The organism is Sorangium sp. So ce1153 (assembly GCF_051521595.1).
In the GTDB taxonomy this organism is placed as follows: domain Bacteria; phylum Myxococcota_A; class Polyangia; order Polyangiales; family Polyangiaceae; genus Sorangium.
Window position 1 is genome coordinate 14,325,474 of record NZ_CP150361.1, and the last position, 25,370, is coordinate 14,350,843.

The window sequence follows — 25,370 nt, forward strand, 5'->3', positions numbered from 1 at the left end:
CTGGCCCACGCAGGCGCCGCTGCTCGACCGCGCTGGAACGCACGAAATGAACTCCAAGCAGCTCCCCATCGCCATCGCCGTAATCCTCGCGTTCATCGGCTTCGGCTTGAGCCTCGCGTCGAAGTCGCTGGCGGAGTTCTCGAGCCAGCTGTTCATGTTCTTCGGCATCTCCGCGGCGGTGGCGGTGGTGTACGCGAGCGTCGCGAGCAAGGGCGGCGTCCCCCTCGGGGGCCTCCGCGACGCGCTCCGCGCGGCCGCCCGGGGCAAGCGGCCCAAGCTGCCCGAGGGCGCCCCCGCCGACGTCGCCGAGACCTACGAGCAGATCGCCGAGCTCGCCGGCCGCCAGGCCGAGCTCGCGGAGGAGCGCCACGCGCTCGCCGAGGAGCGCGACAAGCTCGCCCGGGAGCGGGACGGCCTGAGCCGCGAGCGCGACGGGGTCGAGCGGCAGCGCGACACCCTGGAGCGGGAGCGGGACAACCTGAGCCGCGAGCGCGACGGGCTCCTGAAGGAGCGCGACACCCTCGAGCGCGAGTGCGCGACGCTCACGCGCAAGGTGAACGACCTCGCGCAGCGGGGCCCGGACGTCGACGTCGACGCGCTCGTCGACTCGGTGCTGCGCGCCACCACCGGCGAGCGGGTGCGCGTCCCGCCCGGCGCCCCGGCGGAGCTCTCGCGCCTCTACACCGAGCTCACCGGCATCGCGGAGCGGATCTCCCAGGCCGAGCAGCGCGACAAGCAGCGCCGGACCGAGCTGGCGCAGGCGACCGTGCTCCTCGACGAGCTCCTGCCCAAGCTGAGCGACGGCGTGAGCAGCGTCATGCACGCGAGCGAGCAGGCGATCGTCTACATCCGCGACATGATCACCGCCCTCGCGAACATCGCGCAGTCCGTCGAGTCGCTCGCGTCGAGCGCCGAGGAGTCGAGCTCGAGCATCCTCGAGATGACGGCCACGAACGAGGAGGTCGCCGAGAACGTCGGCGAGCTCGGGTCGAGCGTGCGCGAGACGGTCTCGTCGATCGAGGAGATGGCCTACTCCATCCGCGAGGTCGCGAAGAACGTCGACGCCCTGGCGCTGACGGCCGAGGAGACGAGCTCCTCGATGAACCAGATGGACGTCTCCATCGACCAGGTCCAGTCGAACGCGAACGAGACGGCCCGCCTCTCCGAGGAGGTGGCGACCGACGCCGAGAAGGGCGCCGAGGCGATCCTGAAGACGATCGGCGAGATCTACCGCATCAAGGAGTCGAGCCAGGAGGCCGTGGCGGTCATCTCGAACCTCGGCTTCCGGATCGAGGCGATCGGGCAGATCCTGGCCGTCATCGACGACGTCGCCGAGCAGACGAACCTGCTCGCGCTGAACGCCGCGATCATCGCCGCCCAGGCGGGCGAGCACGGCAAGGGCTTCGCCGTCGTCGCCGACGAGATCAAGGACCTCGCCGAGCGCGCCGGCGGCAGCACGAAGGAGATCGCGGAGCTCATCAAGACCATCCAGTCCGAGTCGAAGAACGCGATCGCCGCCGTCGAGCGCGGCGCCCACAACGTCGATCGCGGCGTCGAGGTGTCGAACGAGGCCGAGCGCGCCCTGAAGAAGATCCTGGAGAGCTCGCAGAAGTCGACGAACATGGTGCGCGCCATCGCCCGCGCCACGGTCGAGCAGGCCAAGGGGTCGAAGCAGGTCACCGACGCGATCGGCCGCATCGCCGAGACGGTGCAGCAGATCGCCGCCGCCACGGCGGAGCAGGCGCGCGGGTCGGAGCTCATCATGAAGAGCGCGGAGAAGATGCGGACCATCACGCAGCACGTGGAGCGGTCGAGCCAGGAGCAGGCGCGCGGCGGGCGCCAGATCACGAGCGCGATCGAGCAGATCTCGAACCAGGTCCACAGCCTCAACGCCTCGCACCGCAGCCAGACGCGCGGCGGCGAGCAGCTCATCGAGGCGGGCAAGCGCATCGAGGAGGCGGCGCGGCAGCAGGACCAGGCGGTGCGGCAGCTCGTCAGCGCCGCCGAGCGGATGCGTCGCACGGCGGCGATTTGACCCCACGCCGCCCTTCCGCGCACAGGCAGCATCCATGGCGCTGACGATCGTGGTGCTCGCGCCCGCCGAGGCGGGCAAGGAGGACGGCGGCGAGCTCTCCCTGACCCTGGACGCGCCCCGCATCATCATCGGCCGCGCGGAGGGCTGCGAGGTGCGCCTCCCCGACGCGAGCGTGAGCCACCGGCACGCGTCGATCCGGCAGCGCGGCGCGACCTACCTGCTCCTCGACGAGGGCAGCGAGAACGGCACCTTCCTCGGCAAGACCCGCATCGCCCCGCGCACGGCGATGCCGCTGCGCTCGGGCGATCGCATCCGGGTCGGCCGCGTCTGGCTCGCGCTCCGGATCGAGCCGGCGGTCCCGAAGGGCTCCCCGGCCGCGGTCGCGAAGGAGCTCGCCCTCGAGCTCGTCGCGCGCGGCCTCCTGGCGCAGGGCGAGGACCCCGCGCCGCGCGTCGTCGTCGTCGACGGCCCGGATCGCGGCCGCGAGCTGCGCCTCGAGCAGTCGGGGCGCCCCTACATCCTCGGGCGCGCCAAGGACACCGACCTTGCCCTCGACGACCCGGACCTGTCGCGCCGTCATGTGGCCATTACGCGCAGGGCCGATCAATTCTCGGTTCAGGACCTCGGATCGCGCGTCGGGGCTTTGCTGGACGGCGTTCCGGTGCCTCAGTTCGATACGACGTGGCGTCCTGGACAGGTGCTCGCGCTCTCGGGAGATCGCCTTGTGTGCGAGCACCCGGCCGCGGAGGCGCTCGCGGAGATCGAGCGCAGTCCGTGCGAGCCGCTCCGTCCAGACGCGGTGTTCGAGCCTCCTTCGCCCGTGGAGCCGCCGGCGGCGGCTTCCACGCCGACGCCTTCTCCCGCCTCCGCGAGCACGCTCTCGCCGCTGGCGCGGCCTGCGGCGCTGGCGCCTCCCGTCGCCCAGGGTGGTGGTGGTGGATGGGGCTTCACCGAGGCGCTCATTGCATTGCTCGCGGTCGGTGTGCTGGCCCTCAGCATTGCAGGACTGCTGTGGCTGCTTGGACGCGGTTAGCGTCTTGACGTCGCGCGCGCGCAGAGTTGGAAGAGCGCAGGCCCGGAGAGGTGCGCATGCGTGCGATCCGAATGAGAGCTGAAGACGAGATCGAGTACACCGCGGCGGAGCTTCAGGCGGAGGGGATCCGGTGCGAGGCGTTCGACCCGGGCGCAGCCGCGCCGGCCCTGCAGCGCGTCCTCGCGGAGCGTGGATGGACGGAGCACGAGGAAGTCCACCGCGACATGAGCAGGCCTCGAGACGAGGCGGAGAGCGCGAGAGAGGCGGATGAGCACTGCCACCTCGGCGACGAGGTGCGGCTCTTCCTGGAGGGGCAGGCCCTTTATGACGTCCGCTGCCTGAACGACGAGTGGCTGCGCATCTGGGTCGGCGCGGGCGATCTCGTCGTCGTGCCGGCGCGGCGCTATCATCGCTTCGTGACGGGCAAGGCCGGCGCGCTCCGCTATGCGCAGCCGTACGGGGGCCGTCACCTGCTCATGCAGCTCTATCGCGTGTCCGACGACCGGACGCGCGCTTTCTGACCTCGAGGTACCCGATGGCGCGCCCTTACCGTCTCGTCACGTCCGCGACCCGGATCCCCGTCCCTGGCGGCAAGCTGATCGAGGAGCTCTTCGGCCGCGTGAACACCGGCACGGACGGCTTCAGCCTGGCGCACATGGTGGCCCCGCCGGGGTGGAGCGAGCCGGCGCAGACGCCTTCGTTCGGCGAGCTGACGCTGATGATCCGCGGCCGCATGCGGGTCGAGATCGCGGGAGAGGCGGTCGACCTCTCTGCCGGCCAGGCCATCTGGACGGAGCCCGATCAGCGCGTCCGCTACAGCAACCCGTTCGACGAGGAGAGCGAGTACTTCGCCCTCTGCATACCCGCCTTCGCGCCGGATCTCGCGCGGCGCGACGGCGCGTGAGCTGAGCCGCGCGGCTCCCGTGCCAGCGCGCGGCGTCCGCGCGGCGCGCGGCGCAGATCGTGGATCCGCGGCGCGCGTCGAGCGCGTACTATGTCCCATGCTCTTCGATCCCGCGGAGTTCCGGAAGGTGCTGGGCCAGTTCGCGACCGGGGTCACGCTCGTGACCACGGTGCAGGACGGCGCGCCGCTGGCGATGACGGTGAACTCGTTCAGCGCCGTCTCGCTCGATCCGCCGCTCGTGCTGTTCTGCGCGGACAGGCGGTCGAGGACGAGCGCGGCGATCGAGGCGTCGGGCGTCTTCGCGGTGAACATCCTGCGGGAGCAGCAGCGGGACATCTCGGACCTGTTCGCCGGCAAGGGCACGGACATCGATCGCCAGGCGGTCCTCACCGAGGCGCATGTGGCCGAGTCCGGCAGCCCGATCCTCAAGGACGTGCTGGCCTTCATCGATTGCAAGGTCGAGCACGCGTACGACGGGGGCGATCACATCGTCTATGTCGGTCGCGCGCTCGCGTCGGGCCGGGGCGAGGCCGGCGCGCCGCTCCTGTATTACCGGGGCACGTACCAGGCGCTCGACGACGTCTGGCGGTGGCGCGACCGTTATGCGGCGAAGGAGCAGGCGATCCCGTTTCACGAGCTGGTCGACTTCTTCGATCGCATGCAGGCGGAGGGGCCTTATGCGACGCTCGTCGACGAGCTCGTCACGCTGGTCGATCCGGGTGTAGAGGAGCGCTGCCTCGATCTCGGCTGCGGCACGGGCCGCCTGGCGCGCGAGATGGGGCGCCGGTGCCACGAGGCGGTCGGCATCGACGCGGCGGGGGCCATGGTGGAGCGCGCCTCGCAGCGGGCGAAGGCGCTCGGCCTGGACAATGTGACCTTCCGGGAGGCGGTCGCGACGCGGCTCCCGTTCCCTGACGCCTCGTTCGACGTGGTGACCTCGTCGAACCTGCTCTTGCACGTGCCCGAGCCGGGCCCGGTGCTGGCCGAGGCGGCGCGCGTGCTCCGCCCGGGCGGCCGCCTCGCGCTCCTGGAGCCCGCGCCCCTGATGAGCCGCGTCGCGATGGCCGGCTACCTGCGCGGCCAGCGGTACAACCCGCCCACGGCGCACGCGATGCTCGCCTGGGCCGACGCGGCGGAGGTCACCTACCGCCACAGCGAGGACCGGCTCAGCGCCGACCTGAGCGGCGCCGGCTTCGAGGTCGACCGCCGCGAGCGCCGGATGAACGGCCTCGCGCTGCTCTGGGTCGCCCGCAAGCCGTAGGGGCCCGCCGCGCTGCGCTCACGCCGCCCACGCCGCCCGCGCCGCGCTCACGCCGCCCGCCGCAGCCCCGCGTCCTCGACCAGCCGGGGTACCCAGTCCTCCGCGCCGATGGAGCGCATGTGGATGCCCGAGAGCCCCGGGATGTCGCGGAGCCCCCGGACGAGCTCCAGCGTGATCCGGTAGCTCTCCCCCTCGGCGTCGCCGCTCTGCCGGACGCGCTCGATCAGGTGATCGGGGACCACGAGGCCGGGCACCTTCTGCAGGAAGTTCAGCCGATCCACGCCCGCGAACGGGAAGATCGCCGCGATGAAGTGCGCGCGCTCGTGGAGCCCGCGCTCGACCACGGCCGCCATCCAGCGGCGCATCGACGCGAGCTCGAACACCGCCTGCACCTGGATGAAGCTCGCCCCCGCGTCGATCTTCGCGCTGAGCCGTTCCATGGCCCCGGCGATCGCCTGCTCGCCGCACGGGAAATCGATGGTCCCGACATGGAAGTAGGGCGCCGGCGAGATGACATCTCCGTTGAAGAGCTTCCCCTCGCGCGTCAGCCGGCGGGTCAGCTCGATCGCCGCGTAGCTGTCGACGTCGCTCACCTCCTTCGCGTCGGGGTCCGAGCCGATGGCGCACGGATAGCCGCCGAGGATGATGATGTTGGACAGCCCGAGCGCCGCCATCCCGAGGAGGTCGCCCTGGAGGGCGATCCTGTTCTTGTGGCGCAGCGAGAACTGGAGCACCGGCTCGAGCCCCTCCTGCTTCACGAAATGGCCGACTGCCATGTTGGCGCAGCGCGCCTGGGAGAGCAGGTGATCGTTGATCTGCACCACGTCGACGCAGTCCGCCATGCTCCGGGCGTGCCGGAGCAGCTTCTCCAGGTCGTGGTGACGCGGGGGCGTCAGCTCGGCGGACACGAGGAACCGGCGCTCGCTCAGGAGGCGCTCCATCTTCGATTTCGACACCATCTGCTGCTCCTTCCATCACTCGCCATCACTCGCCATCACTCGCCATCACTCGACGAACCTGAGGACTCGGACCTTGACCCCGGGCTGGCCGCGGAACTGCGCGGCCGCGCTGGCGATGCGCGCCGCCTCCGCCCGCGCCAGGCTGCAGGGGAACCCATATTTCTTGAGGACCCGCTCGCTCGCGATGTCGAGGGCCGTCCGGCAGCGCGAGACGAAGTCGTCGATCTCGTAGCTCTCCCCGACCTCGATGTGCTCCTTCACGACGAGAGACGGCGAGTAACAGACCTGCTGCTCGCCGCTCGGCCACTCGACCACGAAGCGCATCTCCGGCATGGCTCTCTCTAGCTCCGGCGGGATCCCAGGAACTCGCGGTACACGCCGGCCGCGATGCGGGCCGATTTCTCCCACGTGTACCGCGCCGCGGCCTCGATGGCCGCGGCGCGCAGGCGCCGCCTCACGCCCTCTTCCAGGATAGCCTCCATCGCGCGGGCGAGATCGTCTGTCCTCGAGGGGTCGACGAGCAGCGCGCTCTCCCCGTCCCGGAGGAACTCGGTGAACGGCGGCTGCGCGGAGCTGACCACCGGCGCGCCCGACGCCATCGCCTCGAGCAGGACGAGCCCGAACCCCTCGCGCACGGAGGGGAAGACGAACGCGTCCGCCAGCCGGTAGAGCGGCGGGATCAGCGCGTCGGGGAGCACGCCCGCGAGCACGAGCGGCGGCGGCGACGAGCCCGCTGGCGGCGCGCCCGCCGGCCACACGCCGCCTTCTCGCGCGATCGCCTCGAACTCGCGCTGATAAGGCGCGTGATCGAACAGCGTCTCTCCGCCCGCGATGACCAGCTGGGCGCCGGGCAGCCGCCGCCGCGCCGCGAGGAACGCCTTCAGCAGGCCGATCGAGTTCTTGCGCGGCTCGACGCCGCCCACGGTCACGTAGAGCGGCGACCCCGTGGCGCCGAGCCGCGCCCGCAGCGCCGCCTCCTGGCCGTCCGGCGCCGGCGTGTAGCGCCGCAGGCTCACCCCGTTGGGGACGATCGCCGACTCGACGCCCATGTCGACCCGGAGCACCTTCCGCCACGCCTCGCTGACAACCAGGCACGCGTCCGCCTCGCGCACGGAGCGCTCCTGGCAGGCGCGCAGGTACGGGCTGTCGTAGTCGTCGAGGTGGTGCACCGTCCGGAGGAAGTGCGGGATGCGCCCCTCGGCGCGCAGCGTCGCGAGCGCGTTCGCGCTGATGCAGTCCTGGGCGTGCCAGACGTCGTGCCGCGCCCCGAGCCGGCGCAGCCCGGTCGTCATCTCCGCGATCCGCTGCTCCACGACGGCGTCGATCCCCGCCGGCGCGGGCGCGGCGGGCACGAGCACCGAGGGGCAGCGCGGCGCGCGGTAGAAGCCGCCCTGGTCCTTGTTCAGCGCGTAGATGCAGACCTCGACGCCGAGGTCGTGCAGCGCCTCGGCGAGCTCCACCGTGTGTACGACGCCGCCGCGCGGCTTGGTCGAGTACGTGAGGAGCGCGACCGAGAGCGGCGCGCCGATCCCGCCCGCCCGCCCGCCCGCCCGCGTGCTCTCGCTCATCGCGCCCGCTCCCCCGCGAAGCCCGTGAGCGGCTCCGCGGCGAGGTTCCAGAGCGTGTGCCGCTCGCCGCCGGCCTGCAGCGTGAGCCGCCGCGAGCCGTCGACGGCGCCCACCGCCGCGCTCGCGATGCCCCGCCGCGAGAACGCCGCGAGCACCTCCCCGGCGGCCTCGGGGCGCACGCTGAGCAGGAAGCCGTAGCTCGGGAACGCGAGCAGCCAGCGCGCGATCGACTGACGGTTCACCTCGCGCGGCCTCGGGACGGCCTCCAGGTCGAGCACGGCGCCGGCGCCGGACGTCTCCAGGAGCATCAGCAGCGTCCCCGCGACGCCGCCCATGCTGATGTCCTTGCCCGCGTCGCACAGGCCCGCCTCGGCGAGGGCGGGCAGGATCTCGAGGTCGCCGCGGAGCCGCGCCGGGTCCACCCCGGTCGAGGCGTTCCAGAAGGGGTGCTCCGCGTGCATCGTGCCGCGCAGGTCGATCGCCGCGACGAGCACGTCGCCCGGGCGCGCCGCGAAGCTCGTGATGAGCCGCCGCGCGCGCCCCGCGATGGCCACGGCGAGGGCGTTGTACGGGCTGCGCGCGCTCGTATGCCCTCCAACGATCGGCACGCCGTAGGCGCGCGACGCGGCGACCATGCCTTCACAGACCGGCTCCAGCGCGCCGGCCGAGGTCCCCCAGACGACGTCGACCACGGCGATGGGGCGGCCGCCCATCGCGTAGATGTCGCTGATGTTGACCATGACCGCGCTGTAGCCGGCGAACCGCGGGTCTCCTTCGAGGAACGCCGGCCAGATCCCCTCGGCGGCGAGGAGCAGGTACCCGTCCCCGTCCGGGATGGCCGCGCAGTCGTCGCCGAGCGCCGCGGGCCTCTCGACCGCGTGGCCCGCGCCGCTCGCGCCGCCCGCGCCCGCCTTGCCGGACAGGTGCCGCGCCGGGATCTGCACGTCCCGCTTCGCGAGGATGCCGAGCGCGCCGCGCAGCTCTGCCGCGATGCCGGCGAGCATCAGCGGAACCTCGCCCCGGAGGGCGGGCGCGGCTCGTCGCCCGGCGGGTAGCTCGCGAGGTCGGCCTGCATCAGGTGGTGCGGGTGATCGCGGTACGACCGCTCCTCGAGGGAGCGCCAGTGGATGCTCTCGAAGAACGGGACGTTGGCCACCTGCACGAGGGCGAGGAACCGCTGGCACCCCCAGCCGTGGGCGGTGGTCACCGCCTTGTGGACGAGGCCGCGGCCGACGACGCCCTGCTTGCGGTGGGCGCGCGCGACGCCGAGCCGGCCGCCGTACCAGAGGCCGGGCTCCGCCTCGTAGATGCGCACGGTGCCGACGACCTCCTCGCCCTCGCGCGCGCCGGGGTGCATGGCGTGCACGGCGGCGATGGCGAACGCGGCGGCGTCCCGCTCGTCCTCGTCCGTGGCCTTAAACAGCCCTTGCTCGTCGCAGAAGATGGCCCGGCGCAAGCGGAGGTACGCGAGATACGTCTCCCTGCTCTGCACCAGCTCGAAGCTGTACGGTGGCGTCATCGGAGCTCTCCGGAGTTGATGTCCATGCCGCGCCGGGTCCAGCCGGCGCCGCGGCCCGGCCTTCTGCCTCGAAGCCCGGGAGCCCCGAGCAGGCGCCGCAGCGGGCGCAGCCCGCCTTCACGTCGGTCGAGCGCATCCCCGCCCGCGCGAGCAGCGGGCCGATGCGCGTGTAGAGCGCTCGCATGAAGTCCCCCGAGGGCGGCGCGCGATCGGCCGACGGCGTCCCGGGGATGGGCACGAGCGGCACGAGGAACGGATAGACCCCCATCGCGATGAGCCGCTCGCTCGCGCCGAGCAGCGACCCGAGCGAGTCGCCGAGCCCCGCGATGAGGTACGTCGACACCTGGCCGCGCCCGAACACGCGCACGGCCGCCTCGAACGCCTCGAAGTACCGGGCCACGCTCACCTCGGCCTTGCCCGGCATCGCCGCCGCGCGCACCTCGTCCTCGACCGCCTCGAGGTGCATGCCCAGGCTGTCCACGCCGGCCGCGCGCATCCGCTCGAACCAGGCGAAATCCTCCGGCGGCTCGCACTGCGCCTGCACCGGCAGGTCGACGCGCGCCTTGATGCCGCGCGCGCAGTCGGCGAGGTGCGCCGCGCCGCGGTCGGCCGATCGCGGGGTGCCGGTGGTCAGCGTCACGTGCCGCACCCCGTCGAGCCGCGCCGCCGCCTCGGCGACCTCGCCGAGCTGCTCCGGCGTCTTCTTCGCGGTGGTGCGCCCGGCCGCGAGCGACTGCCCGATCGCGCAGAACGTGCAGGCCTTCTCGCGCTCCGAGTACCGGATGCACGTCTGGAGCACCGTCGAGGCGAGGACGTCCGCGCCGTGCAGGAGCGCGATCTTGGGGTAGGGGATCCCGTCCTGCGTCGAGAGCGCGTAGAAGCGCGGCGCCTTCACGAGGGCGATCGGCGCGAGCTCCTCGCCGTCCCGCGCCACGGTCCCCGCCCCGTCGCGCCCGATCCGCGCCACGAACGGCGAGGCCGCCGCCTTGTCGGTGTGGATCGGGATCATCACCGTGGCGCCGCGGAGCGTGGCGGCCACGTGCTGGGTCGGCCCGGCCCCGCCGCGGCGCGAGGTCCACGCGCGGCGGCCCTCACCGTCGCCGGAGGCGGGCTCCGGCGGCGGCGCGGCGTCCGCGTCGGGGGCCTCAGCCAGCCTCAGGCCGAACGACTGGAGCTCGGTGATCAGCGTCTGGGTATCCATGGTCCACCGCCGCAGGCTCGAGGGAAGAGGCCCTGGGGTCGCCGGCGCCGACCGCGACCGACCGCGGCGCCAAGTCCATCCAGAGCCGCAGCAAATCGGGCCGGGCGTAGTGCCCGGCCGCGTCCATCATCCGCTTTCGCTTCGTGATCAGGGCGAAGTCGAGGTCCGCGACGGCCATCCCCTCGCCGTCGGTCACCGGCGGGCACGCGTGCATGCCCTCCGGCGTCACGATGGCCGTCATGCACCCGCCGCGCAGCGCGCCCTGGAGCTGCTCGTTCGGCGCGATCTCCCGCACCTGCTCCGGCGTCAGGAAGGCCGTGGCGTTCACCACGAAGCAGCCCGACTCCAGCGCGTGGTGACGGATCGTCACCTCCATCTGCTCGGCGAAGATGGACCCGACCAGCGAGCCGGGGAACTGGCTGCAATGGATCTGCTCGTGCTGCGCGATGAGCGCGAACCGCGCGAGCGGGTTGTAGTGCTCCCAGCAGGCGAGCGCCCCGATCCTCCCGACCGCGGTGTCCACCGTCCTGAGGCCCGAGCCGTCGCCCTGCCCCCAGATCATCCGCTCGTGGTAGGTCGGCGTGAGCTTGCGCCGGTGGAGCGCGAGGGAGCCGTCCTTGTCGAAGACGAGCTGCGCGTTGTAGAGCGACCCGTGGTCGCGCTCGTTCACGCCGAGCACCACCACCACCCCGTGCGCGCGCGCGGCGGCCGCCACGGCCCGGGTCACCGGGCCGGGGACGGTGACCGCCTCTTCGTAGAGGCGCATGTGCTCCTTGCCCATGGCGGGCGGCGGGAGCACGAACGAGAAGTACGGGTAATACGGGACGAACGCCTCGGGGAAGACGCAGAGCTCGGCGCCCTCCTTCGCGGCCCTGGCGATCGAGGCGACGACGCGCTCGGTCGTCCCGTCCCGGCTGCCGAGGACGGGGCTGGCCTGCACGGCGGCCGCCCTGATCTTCCGGTCGTACTCCATGGACGGCGCCCGGGTCAGAGCGTCCAGGAGTGGACCACGAACGCGTTGTCCCGGCGGTGGAGGAGCTGGATGTCGAGCACGTCGAGCGGGCTTACCGGCTTGATCCCCGGGATCAGCGCGTGCTCGCCGTGGCCGTAGAGCGCCTGGAGCGCGAACCGGCAGGCGTACACCTTGCCGCCCTCCTCCATGAAGCGGCCGATCTGCTGGTTGACCGCGAGGTGCCCGGAGAACGCCTCGCTGCCGAGCTTGGGAAAGCCGCGCTGCAGACCGAGCGTGACGCCCGGCCCGTAGAGCAGGATGGATGTCTCGAACCCTTTGCGCTGGAGGCGGATCGCCGTCAGCACGTTGACGAGGCCGATCGAGCCCTCGAAGGCCACGGTGTGAAAGGTGACCAGCGCCTTCTCTCCCGGCTTCGCCTTGACGTCTTCGAAGACCTTCTCCTCGTAATCGACCAGGAAGTCACCAGCGTTGTAGGCGGGATACGTCGGCTTCGGCATTGGTTACCTCTCTCCTAGAGTGGACGAGTTGAGAGCATTGTGGTTTCTCCGCGCAAGGAAAATGAAGGTGCCGTGTCTCGATTTCGAGCGGTTGTCCGCCGCCCAGCGGCGCGAGCGCGGAGAGCGCCTTGGTGTTTCAAGGTCGTTTCTCGAGCATTTGAAGACATGCTCTGAAGCGTTTCTTGAACGTTTCGAGAGCTTGTCCGCGGAATTGAGGTTGGCTGGGGAGGTGTGCGCGCTCGTGTGTTCGAGTCGAGCGGCGGAGGCGGGCAGGGGGGATCGCGCGGGCTCCTGCCGAGTCAGCGCCGGGCTGTCGCCGAGCTACCGCTGCTTCTTTCGAGTTTTCGCGCCCTTGCCGCTCTTGCCGCTCTTGCCGGCCTTGCCGCGCTTGCCGCCGTCGCCGCTCTTGCCGGCCTTGACGGCCCTCGTGAGCTTGGTGCTCTTGCTGCTCTTGACCCGGCGCGTGGCCCGCCCGTCCGCCGCCTCGCGCCGCAGCCGGCGCGGCTTCGGCTCGTCCGACGCGCCTTCGCCGGCGAGCCGCCGGCCGTAGATCGTGCGCCGGAGGATGGCGACGTCCTCGATCTGCACGAGCGTCGCGTCGCCGATCGCGATCCGGTCGCCCGACCGGCGGCCGATGACGCGCAGCCCCTCGTCGTCGATCTCGTACTGATCCGGGCCGAGCGACTCCATGCGGACGAGCACGTCGACGAACGGATCCTCGACGTTCACGTAGACGCCCGTGCCCACGAGGCCCGTAACGGTGCCCTCGAAGATGTCCCCGAGCCGGGAGCGCATCAGGAGCGCGCGGTGCAGATCGACCACCTCGCGCTCCACCTCCATCGCCTTGCGCTCGCGCTCCGACGCCGTGATGGCCGCCTCGCGCAGCCGCTCGATGGCCGCCTCGCTCCGGTCGATGCGCTCGCCGCGCAGCACCGCGCGGATGGCCCGGTGCGCCGTGATGTCCGGGTAACGCCGGATGGGCGAGGTGAAGTGCAGGTACGCGCTCGAGGCCAGGCCGAAGTGGCCCACGTTGGCGATGTCGTACACCGCCTGCTTCATCGCGCGGAGCAGGAGCATGTGCAGCACCTGCTTCTGCGGGTGCGCGTCGAGCTTCTTCAGGAACACCGACAGCCGCTTCGGGTCGGTCGCGTCCTCGGGGTCGAACGCGAGCCCGAGCTCTCCGCACATCGTCGCGAAGCGCTCGAGCTTCGCCTGGTCAGGCGGCGCGTGGTACCGGAAGACGGTCGGGATGCTCTGGTCGACGACGAACTGCGCGCAGGTCTCGTTCGCGAGCAGCATCAGCTCCTCGATGAGCTGGTAGGCCTTCGCCACGCCGGGGTCGTGGCTGCGCTTCTGCACGTCGACGGGCCCGCCCGTCTCCGGATCGAGCACCACCTTCGCCTCGGGCAGGTCGAGGTCGAGCGCGCCCCGCCGCATCCGCTTGCCGCGGAGCAGCCGGGCGAGGTCCCACATCACCTGGAGGTCGCTCCTGTACGCCTCGGCCTCGGGGCTCCGCGGCGGCTCGGCGGTGAAGCCGAGCGCGCGCGCCACGCCCGGGTAGGTGAGCTTCGCCGCCGAGCGGATGTACCCCTCGATGACGCGGGCGCGCCGCACCGTCGCCGCCGCGTCGAGCTCGACCTCCACGCACAGGCAGAGCCGGATCACGCCCGGCAGGAGCGAGCAGAGGTTCGACGACAGCGCCCGCGGCAGCATCGGGATCGCGCGGTCGGGCAGGTAGATCGAGTTGCCGCGCCCGAGCGCCGCCTGGTCGAGCGCGCTGCCCGGCCGCACGTAGTGCGAGACGTCCGCGATCGCGATCCAGGCCCGGTACGAGCCGTCCTCCTCGCGGATCACCCAGACCGCGTCGTCGTGGTCGCGCGCGTCCTCCGGGTCGATCGTCGGCATGGGCAGGTGGGTGAGGTCCGTGCGCCCCTCGAGCGCCTCGGCCGGCACCTCGTCGCCGAACGCCTCGGCCTCGGCGATCGCCGCCGGCGGGTGCTCCTCCTCGATCCCCTCGCGCATCAGGATCTTGGCGACCTCCACGTTCGGGTCGCCGGGCGCCCCGAGCACCGCCTCGATCACGCCCTCCGGGTTCTCCTCGGGCAGGTCCGGGAAGCGGGTGAGCGACACGACCGCCGCGGCGCCGTCCTCGGCGTCGGGCGGCACGAGCGGCCCGCCCTGCTCGCGCGGCACGATCACGATCGGCCCGCGGACGCGCCCGTCGTCCGGCTCGAGCCAGGCGCTCCTGCCTCGTCGCCGCAGCACGCCCGCCACGCGCGTGTGGCGCCGCTTGATCACGCGGACGACCGCCCCCTCGACGCCGCGCCGCGAGCGCGTCGCGATGCGCACCGCGACGGTGTCGCCGTGGAGCGCGCCGCCCATCGCCTCGGGCGAGATGTACACGTCCTCGGCCGCGCCTCCGAGCGACACGAAGCCGAAGCCGCGCGGGTGCACGGTGAGCGTCCCCTCGCGCTCGGCGCCGCGCGCCTCGACCTGCTGGGAGCTCACGCGGAACTTCTGGCCGGGGAGCGCGACGATGCTGCCCTCCAGCGACATCTCCTCGAGCACCCGCTGCAGTCTCGAGTAGCGGCTCGGCTCGATGCCGAGGCGCTCCGCGATCTCGTTGGCGTGCAGGGCGCGCTTGAAGGAGGACAGCAGGTCGACCACCGCCTCCCGGCGGCGCGTGCCCAGGCCGGTCGTCGGGGAATCTCCTCGAGATGAAGAACGCATGAAACTCGACTAGCACGAGTCTCCTCGCGCTGGCTGTCTCCGCCCGGGTCCGGTATGCATCGAGCGCACTTCTCTCGAGCCGCCACGACCGATGCTGCTGAACTCGATCGCCCTGCTCCTCGCGCTGACGCTCCTCGTCTTTCTCGCTGCGAGGGGGAACATCTTCGCGGTGCGTCCGTCCGGCGACAGACAGGCTGGTCGCGAGGCGCCCGATCGTCCTCGGGCGAGCCCCGATGCATCCGCGCCGTCGACTGCAGACAGGCAGGCCGGGCGCGCGCGGTTCTTCGTCACGCTCTTCCGGCTCGCGCTCTTCGTGGCGATCACGGCGAGCGCGGCGCTCGTCGTCGAGTACCAGAACGCGGGCGACCCGGCGTTCTGCGGCGTCACCTCGGGCTGCTTCGCCGTCCGGGTGTCGCCGTACAGCCGCCCGTTCGGGGTGCCGCTGCCGAACCTCGGCCTCGCCGCCTACACGACGCTGCTCGCCGCCTCGCTGCTCGCGCGCGAGCGCCGGCACCACGTCGCCATCGCGATCGCCTCGGCCATCGGCGGTCTCGGCGCCACGGTGCTCCTCGGGCTGCAGGCCTTCGCGATCGGCGCGTTCTGCGGGTGGTGCGTCGCGGTCGACCTCGCGGCCCTCGCCGCCGCGGTCACGTCGGCCCTCATCGCGTGGCAGGCGTGGCGCATGCCGCGCGCGGCCTTCGATCGCGCCGCCCAGGGTGGGTTGCCGAGCACGACGGCGTGGGGCGCGGCGTCCGTCGCTGCGATCGGCCTGCCGTTCCTCTGGGGCGCTCACCCGGTCATCCCGACGCTCCCGCCGGAGATCGCGGCGCTGCAGGAGCCGGGCAAGATCACGGTCGTCGCCTTCACCGACTTCGAGTGCCCCTTCTGCCGCAAGCTGCACCCCGAGATGAGCAAGATCGAGGAGCCCTACGGCGACCGGCTGCGCCACGTGCGCAAGATGGTGCCGCTCCCGAGCCACCCCGGCGCGCTCCCCGCGGCGAAGGCGTATCTCTGCGCGCCCGAGGAGAAGCGCGAGCAGGCCGCGGCGCTGCTCTACAGCGCGCCGCCCGGCCGTCTCACGGACCAGCGCGTCGCCTCCGTGCTGGCGCCGCTCGGGCTCTCCTCCACGGACCTCGAGGCGTGCCTCTCCGCGCCCGCGACCCAGGCCGCCATCGACGCAGACGTCGCCATGTATGGGCGGATGGAGGCGCGCGGTCTCCCCACGACCTACGCCGGGCGGCGGCTCGTGGTGGGGTACAACCCCGATCGCCTCCGCGATGCGCTGCGCCGCGAGTCAGCCGGCGACGCGCTGAGCCTGCCGCTCCCGTGGCTCTTCGTCGCGCTTTTCGGGGTTTCCGCGGTCGCCGTGCTCGTGGGCAGCAGGGATCGCTCGCGCGGCGCGCACGAGGCGGCGCCCTCGTCCGGGTCGCTGCCGCCGTCGTCCGGGTCGCCGCCGCCGTCGTCGAAGTCGGCGCGGGCTTGAGCCACATCGCGCCCGCCGCTGCCTTTCGCGGCTGGTCGGCGGGTGACAGAATAGCTCATGTCTGATCATCCCGAGCTAGCTGGCAAGCTCCCGCTGGAGTTCTTCCGCCAGCTCCCCAAGACCGATCTGCACGTCCACCTCGACGGCTCTCTGCGCCTCGAGACGATCATCGAGCTCGCCCGCGGCCACCGCGTCGAGCTCCCGACGTACGAGCCGACCGAGCTGCGCAAGGTGATGAACCTGGGTCAGAACTGCGGCTCGCTCGTCGAGTACCTCAAGGCGTTCGACATCACGCTGCGCGTCCTGCAGACCGAGGAGGCGCTCTACCGCGTCGCCTACGAGCTCGCGGAGGACGCCGCGCGCGAGAACGTCCGTTACATGGAGGTCCGCTACTCGCCGATGCTGCACACCCGCCTCGGGCTGCGCCTCACGAGCGTGGTCGAGGCGGTGCTCTCCGGGCTCAGGGCGGCGCGCGACGCGCTGGGCATCGAGAGCAACGTCATCGTCTGCGGGATCCGCAACATCTCGCCCGAGTCGTCGCTGGAGATGGCGGAGCTCGCGGTGGCGTACAAGAGCCGCGGCGTCGTCGGGTTCGACCTCGCCGGCGCCGAGTACGACCACCCGGCGAAGCACCACAAGGCCGCGTTCCAGCTCGTGCGCCAGAACAACATCAACTGCACGATCCACGCGGGCGAGGCGTACGGGCCCGAGTCGATCGCCCAGGCGCTCCACGTCTGCGGCGCGCACCGGATCGGCCACGGCTGTCGCCTGCGCGAGGACGGCGGCCTGCTCCACTACATCAACGATCACCGCATCCCGCTCGAGTGCTGCCCGTCATCGAACGTGCAGACAGGCGCGGTGCGCGACCTCGCCTCGCACCCGCTCAAGCTCTATCAGAGCCTCGGCCTGCGGGTGACGGTCAACACCGACAACCGCCTCGTCACCGACACGACGGTGTCTCACGAGCTCTGGCACTGCCACACGAAGATGGGATTCGGGCTGAACGAGATCAAGTCGACCATCGTGGCCGGCTTCAAGAGCGCCTTCTTGCCGTTCCACATCAAGCAGGCGTATCTCCGCCGCGTCACCGAGGAGCTGGAGCGCTTCTCCCCCGACGGCTCGATCCGCCCCGCCCCGCCCCCCACGGCGCCTGGCCACGAGGTCGTCGAGATCGTCCAGAAGGACGGGAAGGACGGCAGGCACGGCGCCTCGGTGCCCGCCGAGAAGGCCGCCAACTGACGCGCTGGCCGGGCGGGCTCAGCCGCCCTTCCACTCGGTCCGCTGCACCACGGGCAGCTGCAGCGCGCGCTCGCGATCGAGGTCGAGCGACCCGAGGTGGATCGCGATCGGCGACTGCACCCACTTGAAGATCGATCTCGAGAACAGCGTCGCGAACTTCTCGGCCCACGCCCGCAGCGCGGCGGGATCCTTGTCGGGGAACAGGCTGGGGAGGGCGGCGCCCACCTCGTCGGCGGCGAGCTTCTCCGCGCCGTAGAGGTAGAGGCACGCGTCGAGGACCTCGAACGGCATGAGCTCGGCCTCGCCCGACTGGTTGTCGGCGAGCTCCGGCCCCGCGGTGGTGGCGAGCGTCTGCTGGATGCCCTTGAAGCCGAAGCGCTGCGAGAGGCGCTCGATCAGCGCGATGACCACCGTCTTCGGCAGGTTGGCGATCACGCTGAACGCCCCCTCGAGGTCGCCGCCGACCGTGGTGTAGCCGAGCGCCTTCTCGCTCATGTTCCCCGTCTGCAGGAACAGCGCGCCGCTCGTGTTCGACCAGTTCCACATGCGCCCGCCCCGGATGCGCGCCTGCACGTTCTGCTTCGTGAGCTCGGTGAGCTGCCGGTCGCCGCCGACCATCGCCTGGGCGGCCTCCATCTCCCGCGGGAACGCGTCCTCGATCGGGATCACCGCGAACGACACCCCGAGGTCGTCGGCGATCTGCGCCGCCGCCCGGTGGGTGGCGTCGCTGGAGTAGCGCGACGGCATGAAGAACGCGTGGAGCGAGCTCTTCATCCGGTCGCGGAGCGCCTCGCCCTCGAGGCCCGGGTGGATGAGCTGCACCGCGCGCCAGGCGACGAGCAGCGTGAGGAGCGAGTCGCGCCCGCCCGAGAGCGCGAGGCCGATGCTCTTGAAGGCGCCGATCTTGCGGTAATAGTCGGCGACGCCGAGCGCGAGCACCTCGTAGAAGTCGTCGAGCAGCTCGTCGCGCGCGGAGATCGCCGGCAGCGCCGCCGAGGGCAGGAACGGCGTCGTGCCGGGCGGCGGGGCGGGGTAGGCGAGCCGCGAGCGGTCCGCCGTCTTCCCCTCGGCCCGGAGGACCTCGACCATGTGCGGCGAGGCGCGGCGGAACTCCTCGAGGTCGCTGCGCCAGGTGCTCGCCTCGCGGCGGCAGCGCGTCGTCCGGTCGAGGTCGACGACAGCCGCCGAGAACCCCTCGCGGAACCGCGGCGCCTCCAGCATCGGGCGGCCGTTCTGGTTGATGAACCCGCCGCCGTCGAAGACGAGCCCGTCGTTGCCGCCGACGAGGTTCGCGTACGCGATCGTGCACTGGTTGTCCGCCGCCCGGGTCGCGATCATCTCGCGCCGGGTCCCGGCCACCCCGGCGCGGAACGGCGACGCCGAGATGTTGCAGACGACCTCGGCGCCCGCGTAGCAGCGGCGCCGCATCGGGCCGTCGGGCGACCAGATGTCCTCGCACACCTCGACCGCGATCGTCCCGAAGTCGAAGGCGTAGATGCGGTCGCCGCAGAGCACGCCGCCGGCGTCGAGCTCCATGAACGGCATGCCGCGCGAGAACGTCCGCGCCTCGTAGAAGATGTTGTAGGTCGGCAGCTTCTCCTTCGGGGAGAAGGCGAGCACCCGGCCCGCGTGGACGATCGCGCCCGCGTTGAAGAGGTCGCCTCCCACGCCGACGGTCACGCCGATGACGAACACGGTGCGGAGCGACGCCGTCTCCTCGGCGAACCGGCGGAGCTCGCGCTGCTGGCTCTCGACGAACGCCGGCCACTGCACGAGGTCCTCGGCCGCGTAGCCGCCGATCACCTGCTCCGGGAAGACCGCCAGCGTGACGTCGTCGCTCGCCATCGAGCGGGCGATCGAGACGCACCGGTCGGTGTTCGAGCGGACGGCGCCGACGGTCGCGTTGACGTTGGCGATTCCGATCTTGACGAGTCGCATCGAGCGGCAGCCTAGCGCGGCAGCACGGCGCTGAGCAGGCCGAAGAGCTTGTCGAGCTCCCCTGGCGTCACGCGCCGCTTCGCCTTCACCCGGTCTCCCTCGGCGAAGAACCCGATCGGATCGACGACGCGGACCGTGACGATGGCGATGCGGAACGAGGTCGTGCGCTCGATCTCCTCGTTGAGGAACTCCGCGTCGCTCGCGGCCTGCTCGGGGCCCTCGCTCGGGCCGTCGAGCGCGAGCAGGGCGCCGCCGTCCTTGGCCAGCGTCACGGTGGCCTCGAGCGACCGCAGCGTGGGCGGCACGCGGGGCGCCTCTCGCGGCCCCTTCAGGGTCCGCGCCGGGTCGACCGCCGTGGCGAACGCGGCCTCCTCGCCGGTCGGATCGGGGAAGCCCCCCGTCCCGACGAAGCGCCGCGCCTCGCGCGCCCGCGCGACCGGCAGCACCACGAGGAAGTTCGGCTCCACGGTCGCGACCACGCGGGTGTGCCCCTTGAGGGTCACGCGCACCGCCGGCACGCCGAGCTCGCTCTCCCGCGTCCCTGGCGGCTGGCTGCGCGAGAGGAGCGCGTCGAGCCCTGACTCGAGCCTCTCCGGCGGCAGGTTGTGCTCCAGGACGATCACCGACTCGCTGGCCGCGTCCGCGCGCGGCGCGGTGACGAAGGCGCGCTCGAGGTCCCGCTCCGGATCGAGCCCGGTGCCGCCGAGCACGGGGCCCCACAGATCGAGCGCCGCGAGCCGCGCCATGATGGGGTGGCCCCGGGTCCTGTCGGCGTAGACGAGCACCGAGACCTTCCCCCCGGCGATCGACTGCGCGATCGCGGCCGCGTTGCGCGGCTTCGGCGGCGGGGCCGTCTCCGGGGCCGGCGCGCCGGGCGACGCGGAGCCGCACGAGACGACGAGGAGGGCGAGGCCGATGACGAGGAGCCGGAGCGGCGCCCGGCGCGACGCGGCGAGGGGCGCTTGGCGAGCGGACTGCATCACCCGGCGACGTTACCGGCACCTCCCGGATCCCGCCAGCCGTGCATGCTTGCCGGCGCGGCGGCGCGTCGACGAGGCGAGATGGTGCGCGGGCTCGCGGTCCACCTCGCGCTGCTCGCGGCGGGGCGACCATCCCTCTTCCTCGCGTCGGGACCTCGAGTAGGATGCCCCTCCGCGGTCCACGCCGAGCCCGCGCGCCGCAAGGCTCCGTGTCCCGCGACGTCGCGGACGCGGGGCCCGACCCATGCTCCCGACCCATGCTGAAGAGGAGTGTCACCCCATGGCGGTCCGCCCTTCCGACCTGCACGCGATCCCCCTGTTCGAGCGAATCACGGAGGACCACCTCGACGAGCTGATGATGGCGTTCCAGCGCCAGGAGGTCCCGAACGGCCATGTGCTCTTCGAGGCCGGGAGCGCGCCGACGCACATGCTCCTCCTGGTGAAGGGCGAGGTCGCGCTGCTCGACGCGGGCGAGACGCGCTTCCGCCTGACCCCCATCTCGCCCATCGGCGAGCTCGGCGCGCTGACCGGCTTCCGGCGGACGACGACCGCGGTGACGACGCAGCCCTCGGAGATCTGGCGCATCGGCGTCGCGGAGCTCCAGGACTTCTTCGAGGAGCACGGCGACGTCGCCTACCCCTTCTACAACAACCTGCTCAACGTGGTCGCCGGCAAGATCCGCCGCGACGCGCGGCGCCTCGAGGAGGTCCGCGCGAACCTGATCCGCACGCAGAAGGCGATGAAGCGGCTGCTCGAGCTCGTGCTCGACAGCGAGGAGACGCCGCTGAGCAAGGTCATCTGCGCGACGCTCGAGGATCTCATCGAGAAGAACCGGCGCTCCCACTACATGGTCGAGCCGGCCCACACGCTGAAGAGCGCCGTCCGTCTGGACAGCGGCGCCCTCGTCCCGGTCGTCGAGCTCTCGGACGGCTGGCTGCGCCTCGCTGGCCTGCGCGACGCCGCGAAGGGCGCGCACTGGAGCGGCGTGCTGGTGCTGCCCGCGCGCGAGATCCCGGTGAGCGGGACGGTCGACTCGGTCGACGAGCGGAGCGCGCTGGTGAAGCTCGACCTCCTGATCGACGAGTACGCCGCCGCGCTCCAGGACTACCTGACGCGCCTCCAGATGCTGGACTTCGTGGTGTGATCCGGCGCCGCGCGGCCTCGCGGCGCGCGGCGCCGTCGCTCCGTCCCTCGCGCGCCGCGCTCGAGCTGCTCTCAGACTGCTCTCTGACCGTTGCCAGGGTCGTGCCCGGTGATCTACGGTTCCAGTAGCTCCCTGACATCGCAACGCTGAGCCGAAGTGGCGGAATGGCAGACGCGGCGGATTCAAAATCCGCTGTCCTCACGGGCTTGTGGGTTCGAGTCCCACCTTCGGTACTGATGCGGAATCCATGGACGATGCGCCGGAGCGCGGAGGTCGTCCTTCGCTGGCGAGGGTGCTGGCGGGCTCGCGCTTGTCGGATGCACGATTCTGGACTGATCGTTCCAGAATGACCGGTCCAGGATGCGGCGCCGGGTGACGGCGTCCGGCCAGTTGCGGCTTCGGCCGGGTGGCGGCGCTTGCGCCGGCTGACGGCTTCCGTCGGATCACGGGCGCCGGGCGGAGACATCCCCTCAAATTCTTCGAAGAAGTCACAGCGCTGGCGGTCGAACGTCCTGGTCGCTGCGCGGCGCGACGGGATGCGGCCGTCCGTGACGCTGGGCGAGCGTGGACGGCGCGCTCTGCCGGAACAATGGGCTGTCGGGCTGCTACGCTCGGCTCGCATGGCGCGTCGGAGCGGAGGCATCGAGCGGCTGGGCGCGATGATCCAGCGGGAGTCCTCGCTCTCCGCGCCGGCGGAGGTCGACACCGCGCCGATGCCGTTCCGCGACTGGGAGGCGGCGGTGGGGTCGCGGATCGCGGCGCGCGCGCGGCCGCTCAAGCTGGAGCGCGGCGTGCTGCACGTCCGCGCGGCCAGCTCGACGTGGGCGCAGGAGCTCTCGATGCTCGGCGACGCGATCACCACGCAGCTCCGCGCGCGCGGCCTGCCGGTGCAGTCGCTCCGGTTCCGCGTCGGCAAGGTGGAGCCGGTCGCGCGGCCCCCCTGGCGCGAGGAGGTCCGCCCGGCGCCGAAGGAGGCGCCGCTCCCGTTCGAGGTGCGGCGGGAGCTCGGCAAGGTCGCCGATCCCGAGCTGCGCGACGCGATCGCGAAGGCCGCCTCGAGGAACCTCGGCTGGCAGGAAGCGGAGGCGAGCTCGAGGCCTCGCAACCCACCGCCGCCGGTCTCCCCCGCCGCCCCGCCGCCGGCGTCTCACGCGACCTCGCGCGCGGCGCCGCCGGCGTCGCGCGCCGCTTCGCCGCCGGCGTCGCGCGCCGCTTCACCGCCGGCATCGCGCGCCGCTTCGCCGCCGGCGTCGCGCGCCGCTTCGCCGCCAGCGTCGCGCGCCGCTTCGCCGCCGGTCTCCCCCGCGGCCCCGCAGCCGGCGTCTCGCGCGGCCGCGCGCGCGACGCCGCCGTCGCCGCGCGCCTCGCCTCAGGCCGCCGCGCCTGCTCGCAAGGCGCCCGGCGGCGACCCGCCGCCCGCTACTTCGCCGCGACGAGCCGCTCGAGACCCTCAATCCGCTGCATCAGGAACCGCTCGGTCGGACCGAACGAAGGAGCCATCCGGCGAAGGTCGTCGAGGTAGATCCTGAGCGGCTGGATATCGAGCGACTTGACGCGCCGGACCACGGTGTAGAGCTCGTCGACGACGGGGCCCGGCAGCGGGCGGCGCGCGATCGTGAAGAGCTCGAACGCGTAGTTGACCCAGGTCCCCTTGGTCGTGGCGCCGGCGAGGCGAGCCGCGTAGCGCGCCGCCAGCTCCGCGGCCGGCATCTCCAGCGGCACGTTCGTCCGCGCGCGGCTGAGGATGTCGATCAGCACGGTCTGCAGGATGCGCTCGGCCTCCTCGCTCCGGCCCATCGCGAGCGCCTTGTCGGCGAGGCTCGCGAGCAGGCGCAGCGACTGGAAGCCCTTGGAGCCGCCGTCCCCGGTCGGACTCGTGAGCTCCGTCGGGTCGTCCGACATCTTGCGCATCTCGGTCAGCGCCATCGCGCCGAGCGTCGCGGTCGCGCGCCGGAACTCGACGCCGTAGGCGTCGTGGGGCCGCGACTCCTCGCCGCCGTAGAGCAGCATCTCCTGGCTGCCGATGATGATGCGGTCGCCGTCGGTCAGCTCGCGCTGGCCCGAGATGCGGGTGCCGTTGACGTACACCCCGTTCCTGCTCTCGAGATCGATCGCGGCGACCCCGTCGCTCCGCACCTGCAGCGTCGCGTGGCGCCGTGACACCAGCGGGTCGTCGAGCGAGAGCTGGCAGTCGCCGCTCCGGCCAATCACGAAGGGCCCTTCGGGGAGCTCGAAATCGTGCGCCAAGTACCGGAGGCGGAAAGGCATGGTCTATTTCAGTGCGCCGAGGCGCTCGAGCCCTTCGATACGCTGGAGGATGAACCGCTCCGCCGGGGTACGTTCTCCTGCACGCTCGCGGAGCCGCTTCGCATAGCCACGGAGAATGGACATGTCGACGGCCTTCACCTTGCGCAGGACACTATACAGCTCATCGACGAGGTAGGCGGGAAGGAGGAGCTCGAGCCGCGTGTTCAGCTCGAAAATGTAGTTGATCCACGACCCCCGGGTCGTCGCCGCCGCGAGGCGGGCCGCGTAGGTGCTGGCCTTCTCGACCAGCTCGGGCTGCACGGCGCCGACGCCGCCCTCCCGCGCCTTGGTCAGGATGTCGGACAGCGAGCGCTGCAGGATGCGCTCGGCCTCGTCGACGCGCCCCAGGGCGAGCGCCTTGTCGGCGACGCTGCCGATGAGGCTGAGCGCGTGCACCCGCTTGTCGGGGTGCTGCGGGATGAGCCCGGGGAGCGACCGCCGGGAGGCGATGGCCGTCGCGCCGTCGTCCTCGCCCGAGGACATCTCGCTCATGTCGACGGTGCGCGCGTTCTGCTGCCGGGTCCAGAGCGGCGCGCTCCGCGGCGAGTGCGTCGAGCTCGGCTCGATCGCCCCGAGCAGGAACATCTCCTGCCCCCCGATCGCGATCTTGTCGCCGTCCGACAGGAGCTGGCGCCCCGTGATCCGGGCGCCGTTGATGAGCACGCCGTTGCGGCTGCCGAGATCCTCGATCGCCACGCCGCCCTCGCCGACGGTCAGCAGCGCGTGCTTGCGCGACACCAGCGGGTCGTCGAGCGACAGCTGGCAGTCGGCGCTCCGTCCGATGAAGAACTCGCCGAGCGGCACCTCGAGATCGTGGGCGAGGTAGCGCAATCGGATGCCCATGATCGAGCCATACCAACAGCCCAACAGGCCGTCAAAAGTCAGCTTCCAGGCCGCGTGGTATTGGTTTGCAAGCCTACAAGAACGCTCGTGGAGTGCGGGCGTAGAGGTCTGCTGTCATCTTACAGTGTCACACCAGTAAGGCGCCGCGTGGCCGGGCGCGGCAAGGCGCGGCAAGCCGCGTGCTCGGTGAGGCGCGGCAAGCCGCGTGCTCGGTGAGGCGCGGCAGGCCGCGTGCTCGGTGAGGCGCGGCAGGTCGCGCCGGGGGGGGGGCGCCCAAGGTCCGGGCGCGGCTCAGGCGTGGCGCGAGAGGACCCGGAGCAGCGTGAGGATGAGCCGCGGGTGCGCGACGAGGCCGTAGACCTTGAGCTCCCCGCTGGCCACGAGGCGCGCGAGCTCGCGCAGCGGGCCGCTCTGGCGGCGGTGCAGCACGCCCACCTTGGGCAGGCTCGGCCAGCGGTGGAACGCGACGTCGGGGAGCTTCTGCAGCGCCGCCTCGTCGCCGCAGAACGTGACGGACGGGATGCCGATGGCGCCGTCGTGGATGGTGAGGCGCCCGTGATCGAAGCGCATCGTCATCGACGTACCGGTGTCCTGCGCGACCACGAGCACCGAGCCGCGCAGCGCCCGGAAGTCGGCCGCGCGCCTGCCGTCGCGCGCGAGGTGCTCGCGGATGAGCCGGCCGAACAGCGCGGCGAGCGGGTTCTCCTCAGCGCCCGGGGCGAGATCGATGATGGGCTCCATGGCGTCGATTCACCC

23 protein-coding genes and 1 tRNA gene are annotated in these 25,370 nt (G+C 72.1%); 10 read left to right on the forward strand and 14 right to left on the reverse strand.

All coding sequences use genetic code 11. The annotated features are described in order from the left end of the window. Positions 1 to 46 precede the first annotated feature (46 nt). The 5 genes from WME85_RS52185 to WME85_RS52205 all read left to right on the forward strand — a co-directional run bounded on the left by WME85_RS52185 (position 47) and on the right by WME85_RS52205 (position 5,233). Positions 47 to 2,035, forward strand: coding sequence for a methyl-accepting chemotaxis protein (locus tag WME85_RS52185; RefSeq protein WP_437833156.1), 1,989 nt, complete (start codon positions 47 to 49; stop codon positions 2,033 to 2,035). 34 nt (positions 2,036 to 2,069) lie between these two features. Next, on the forward strand, positions 2,070 to 3,068 hold the full coding sequence (locus WME85_RS52190; protein WP_437833159.1) for an FHA domain-containing protein: 999 nt from the start codon (positions 2,070 to 2,072) through the stop codon (positions 3,066 to 3,068). 71 nt (positions 3,069 to 3,139) lie between these two features. Further along, positions 3,140 to 3,589, forward strand: coding sequence for a 1,2-dihydroxy-3-keto-5-methylthiopentene dioxygenase (locus tag WME85_RS52195; protein ID WP_437306604.1), 450 nt, complete (start codon positions 3,140 to 3,142; stop codon positions 3,587 to 3,589). Positions 3,590 to 3,603: 14 nt separating this feature from the next. Next, positions 3,604 to 3,972 (forward strand): cupin domain-containing protein, encoded by a 369-nt coding sequence (locus WME85_RS52200; RefSeq protein WP_436624002.1) that lies wholly within the window; start codon positions 3,604 to 3,606, stop codon positions 3,970 to 3,972. Between the two features lie 97 nt (positions 3,973 to 4,069). Further along, positions 4,070 to 5,233: a flavin reductase gene (locus WME85_RS52205; RefSeq protein ID WP_437833163.1), complete on the forward strand. Its 1,164-nt coding sequence runs from the start codon at positions 4,070 to 4,072 to the stop codon at positions 5,231 to 5,233. 47 nt (positions 5,234 to 5,280) lie between these two features. Here WME85_RS52205 and WME85_RS52210 read toward each other — a convergent pair whose 3' ends face one another. The 9 genes from WME85_RS52210 to rnr all read right to left on the reverse strand — a co-directional run bounded on the left by WME85_RS52210 (position 5,281) and on the right by rnr (position 14,680). After that, on the reverse strand, positions 5,281 to 6,192 hold the full coding sequence (locus tag WME85_RS52210) for a methylenetetrahydrofolate reductase (RefSeq protein WP_437833166.1): 912 nt from the start codon (positions 6,190 to 6,192) through the stop codon (positions 5,281 to 5,283). A 45-nt stretch (positions 6,193 to 6,237) separates the two neighbouring features. Then, positions 6,238 to 6,525, reverse strand: a complete 288-nt coding sequence (locus tag WME85_RS52215; protein WP_437833169.1) for an MSMEG_0570 family nitrogen starvation response protein — start codon at positions 6,523 to 6,525, stop codon at positions 6,238 to 6,240. A gap of 8 nt (positions 6,526 to 6,533) precedes the next feature. Then, positions 6,534 to 7,760, reverse strand: coding sequence for an MSMEG_0565 family glycosyltransferase (locus WME85_RS52220; RefSeq protein WP_437833172.1), 1,227 nt, complete (start codon positions 7,758 to 7,760; stop codon positions 6,534 to 6,536). Beyond that, on the reverse strand, positions 7,757 to 8,764 hold the full coding sequence (locus WME85_RS52225; protein ID WP_437833175.1) for a sll0787 family AIR synthase-like protein: 1,008 nt from the start codon (positions 8,762 to 8,764) through the stop codon (positions 7,757 to 7,759). Before WME85_RS52225 ends, WME85_RS52220 begins: the two co-directional genes overlap by 4 nt. Next, positions 8,764 to 9,216, reverse strand: coding sequence for an MSMEG_0567/Sll0786 family nitrogen starvation N-acetyltransferase (locus WME85_RS52230; RefSeq protein ID WP_437833178.1), 453 nt, complete (start codon positions 9,214 to 9,216; stop codon positions 8,764 to 8,766). The genes WME85_RS52225 and WME85_RS52230 overlap by 1 nt, the downstream gene beginning before the upstream one ends. Beyond that, on the reverse strand, positions 9,176 to 10,480 hold the full coding sequence (locus tag WME85_RS52235; protein ID WP_437833181.1) for an MSMEG_0568 family radical SAM protein: 1,305 nt from the start codon (positions 10,478 to 10,480) through the stop codon (positions 9,176 to 9,178). The genes WME85_RS52230 and WME85_RS52235 overlap by 41 nt, the downstream gene beginning before the upstream one ends. Continuing rightward, complete coding sequence (locus tag WME85_RS52240; RefSeq protein ID WP_437833184.1) at positions 10,425 to 11,453, reverse strand: Nit6803 family nitrilase; 1,029 nt, start codon at positions 11,451 to 11,453, stop codon at positions 10,425 to 10,427. The genes WME85_RS52235 and WME85_RS52240 overlap by 56 nt, the downstream gene beginning before the upstream one ends. A gap of 14 nt (positions 11,454 to 11,467) precedes the next feature. Continuing rightward, on the reverse strand, positions 11,468 to 11,950 hold the full coding sequence (locus WME85_RS52245; protein ID WP_436624011.1) for an MSMEG_0572/Sll0783 family nitrogen starvation response protein: 483 nt from the start codon (positions 11,948 to 11,950) through the stop codon (positions 11,468 to 11,470). A 321-nt stretch (positions 11,951 to 12,271) separates the two neighbouring features. Further along, a complete protein-coding gene (rnr, locus tag WME85_RS52250; protein ID WP_437833186.1) occupies positions 12,272 to 14,680 on the reverse strand; it encodes a ribonuclease R in 2,409 nt (802 codons plus the stop codon). A gap of 91 nt (positions 14,681 to 14,771) precedes the next feature. Here rnr and WME85_RS52255 point away from each other — a divergent pair, with 91 nt between their 5' ends. Next, positions 14,772 to 16,163, forward strand: a complete 1,392-nt coding sequence (locus WME85_RS52255) for a vitamin K epoxide reductase family protein (RefSeq protein WP_437833188.1) — start codon at positions 14,772 to 14,774, stop codon at positions 16,161 to 16,163. 57 nt (positions 16,164 to 16,220) lie between these two features. Next, a complete protein-coding gene (add, locus tag WME85_RS52260) occupies positions 16,221 to 17,402 on the forward strand; it encodes an adenosine deaminase (protein WP_437833191.1) in 1,182 nt (393 codons plus the stop codon). Between the two features lie 18 nt (positions 17,403 to 17,420). Here the strand turns inward: add and nadE are convergent, their stop codons facing one another. Next, positions 17,421 to 19,340: an NAD(+) synthase gene (gene nadE / locus WME85_RS52265; protein ID WP_437833193.1), complete on the reverse strand. Its 1,920-nt coding sequence runs from the start codon at positions 19,338 to 19,340 to the stop codon at positions 17,421 to 17,423. 11 nt (positions 19,341 to 19,351) lie between these two features. Continuing rightward, on the reverse strand, positions 19,352 to 20,320 hold the full coding sequence (locus WME85_RS52270) for a hypothetical protein (protein WP_437833196.1): 969 nt from the start codon (positions 20,318 to 20,320) through the stop codon (positions 19,352 to 19,354). A 280-nt stretch (positions 20,321 to 20,600) separates the two neighbouring features. Here WME85_RS52270 and WME85_RS52275 point away from each other — a divergent pair, with 280 nt between their 5' ends. The 3 genes from WME85_RS52275 to WME85_RS52285 all read left to right on the forward strand — a co-directional run bounded on the left by WME85_RS52275 (position 20,601) and on the right by WME85_RS52285 (position 22,993). After that, the gene (locus WME85_RS52275; RefSeq protein WP_437833198.1) at positions 20,601 to 21,464 is read left to right on the forward strand and encodes a Crp/Fnr family transcriptional regulator; all 864 of its coding nucleotides are present in this window, start codon (positions 20,601 to 20,603) and stop codon (positions 21,462 to 21,464) included. A gap of 150 nt (positions 21,465 to 21,614) precedes the next feature. Next, positions 21,615 to 21,697 (forward strand) — tRNA-Leu (locus tag WME85_RS52280). Between the two features lie 387 nt (positions 21,698 to 22,084). Next, a complete protein-coding gene (locus WME85_RS52285) occupies positions 22,085 to 22,993 on the forward strand; it encodes a DciA family protein (RefSeq protein ID WP_437833200.1) in 909 nt (302 codons plus the stop codon). Here WME85_RS52285 and WME85_RS52290 read toward each other — a convergent pair. The 3 genes from WME85_RS52290 to WME85_RS52300 all read right to left on the reverse strand — a co-directional run bounded on the left by WME85_RS52290 (position 22,884) and on the right by WME85_RS52300 (position 25,355). Beyond that, on the reverse strand, positions 22,884 to 23,732 hold the full coding sequence (locus WME85_RS52290) for an FHA domain-containing protein (protein ID WP_436624019.1): 849 nt from the start codon (positions 23,730 to 23,732) through the stop codon (positions 22,884 to 22,886). The two genes, WME85_RS52285 and WME85_RS52290, sit on opposite strands and share 110 nt — an antisense overlap. A 3-nt stretch (positions 23,733 to 23,735) precedes the next feature. Continuing rightward, positions 23,736 to 24,614 (reverse strand): FHA domain-containing protein, encoded by an 879-nt coding sequence (locus WME85_RS52295; RefSeq protein ID WP_437306622.1) that lies wholly within the window; start codon positions 24,612 to 24,614, stop codon positions 23,736 to 23,738. Between the two features lie 291 nt (positions 24,615 to 24,905). Further along, a complete protein-coding gene (locus WME85_RS52300; RefSeq protein WP_437833203.1) occupies positions 24,906 to 25,355 on the reverse strand; it encodes a hypothetical protein in 450 nt (149 codons plus the stop codon). Positions 25,356 to 25,370: the final 15 nt, after the last annotated feature.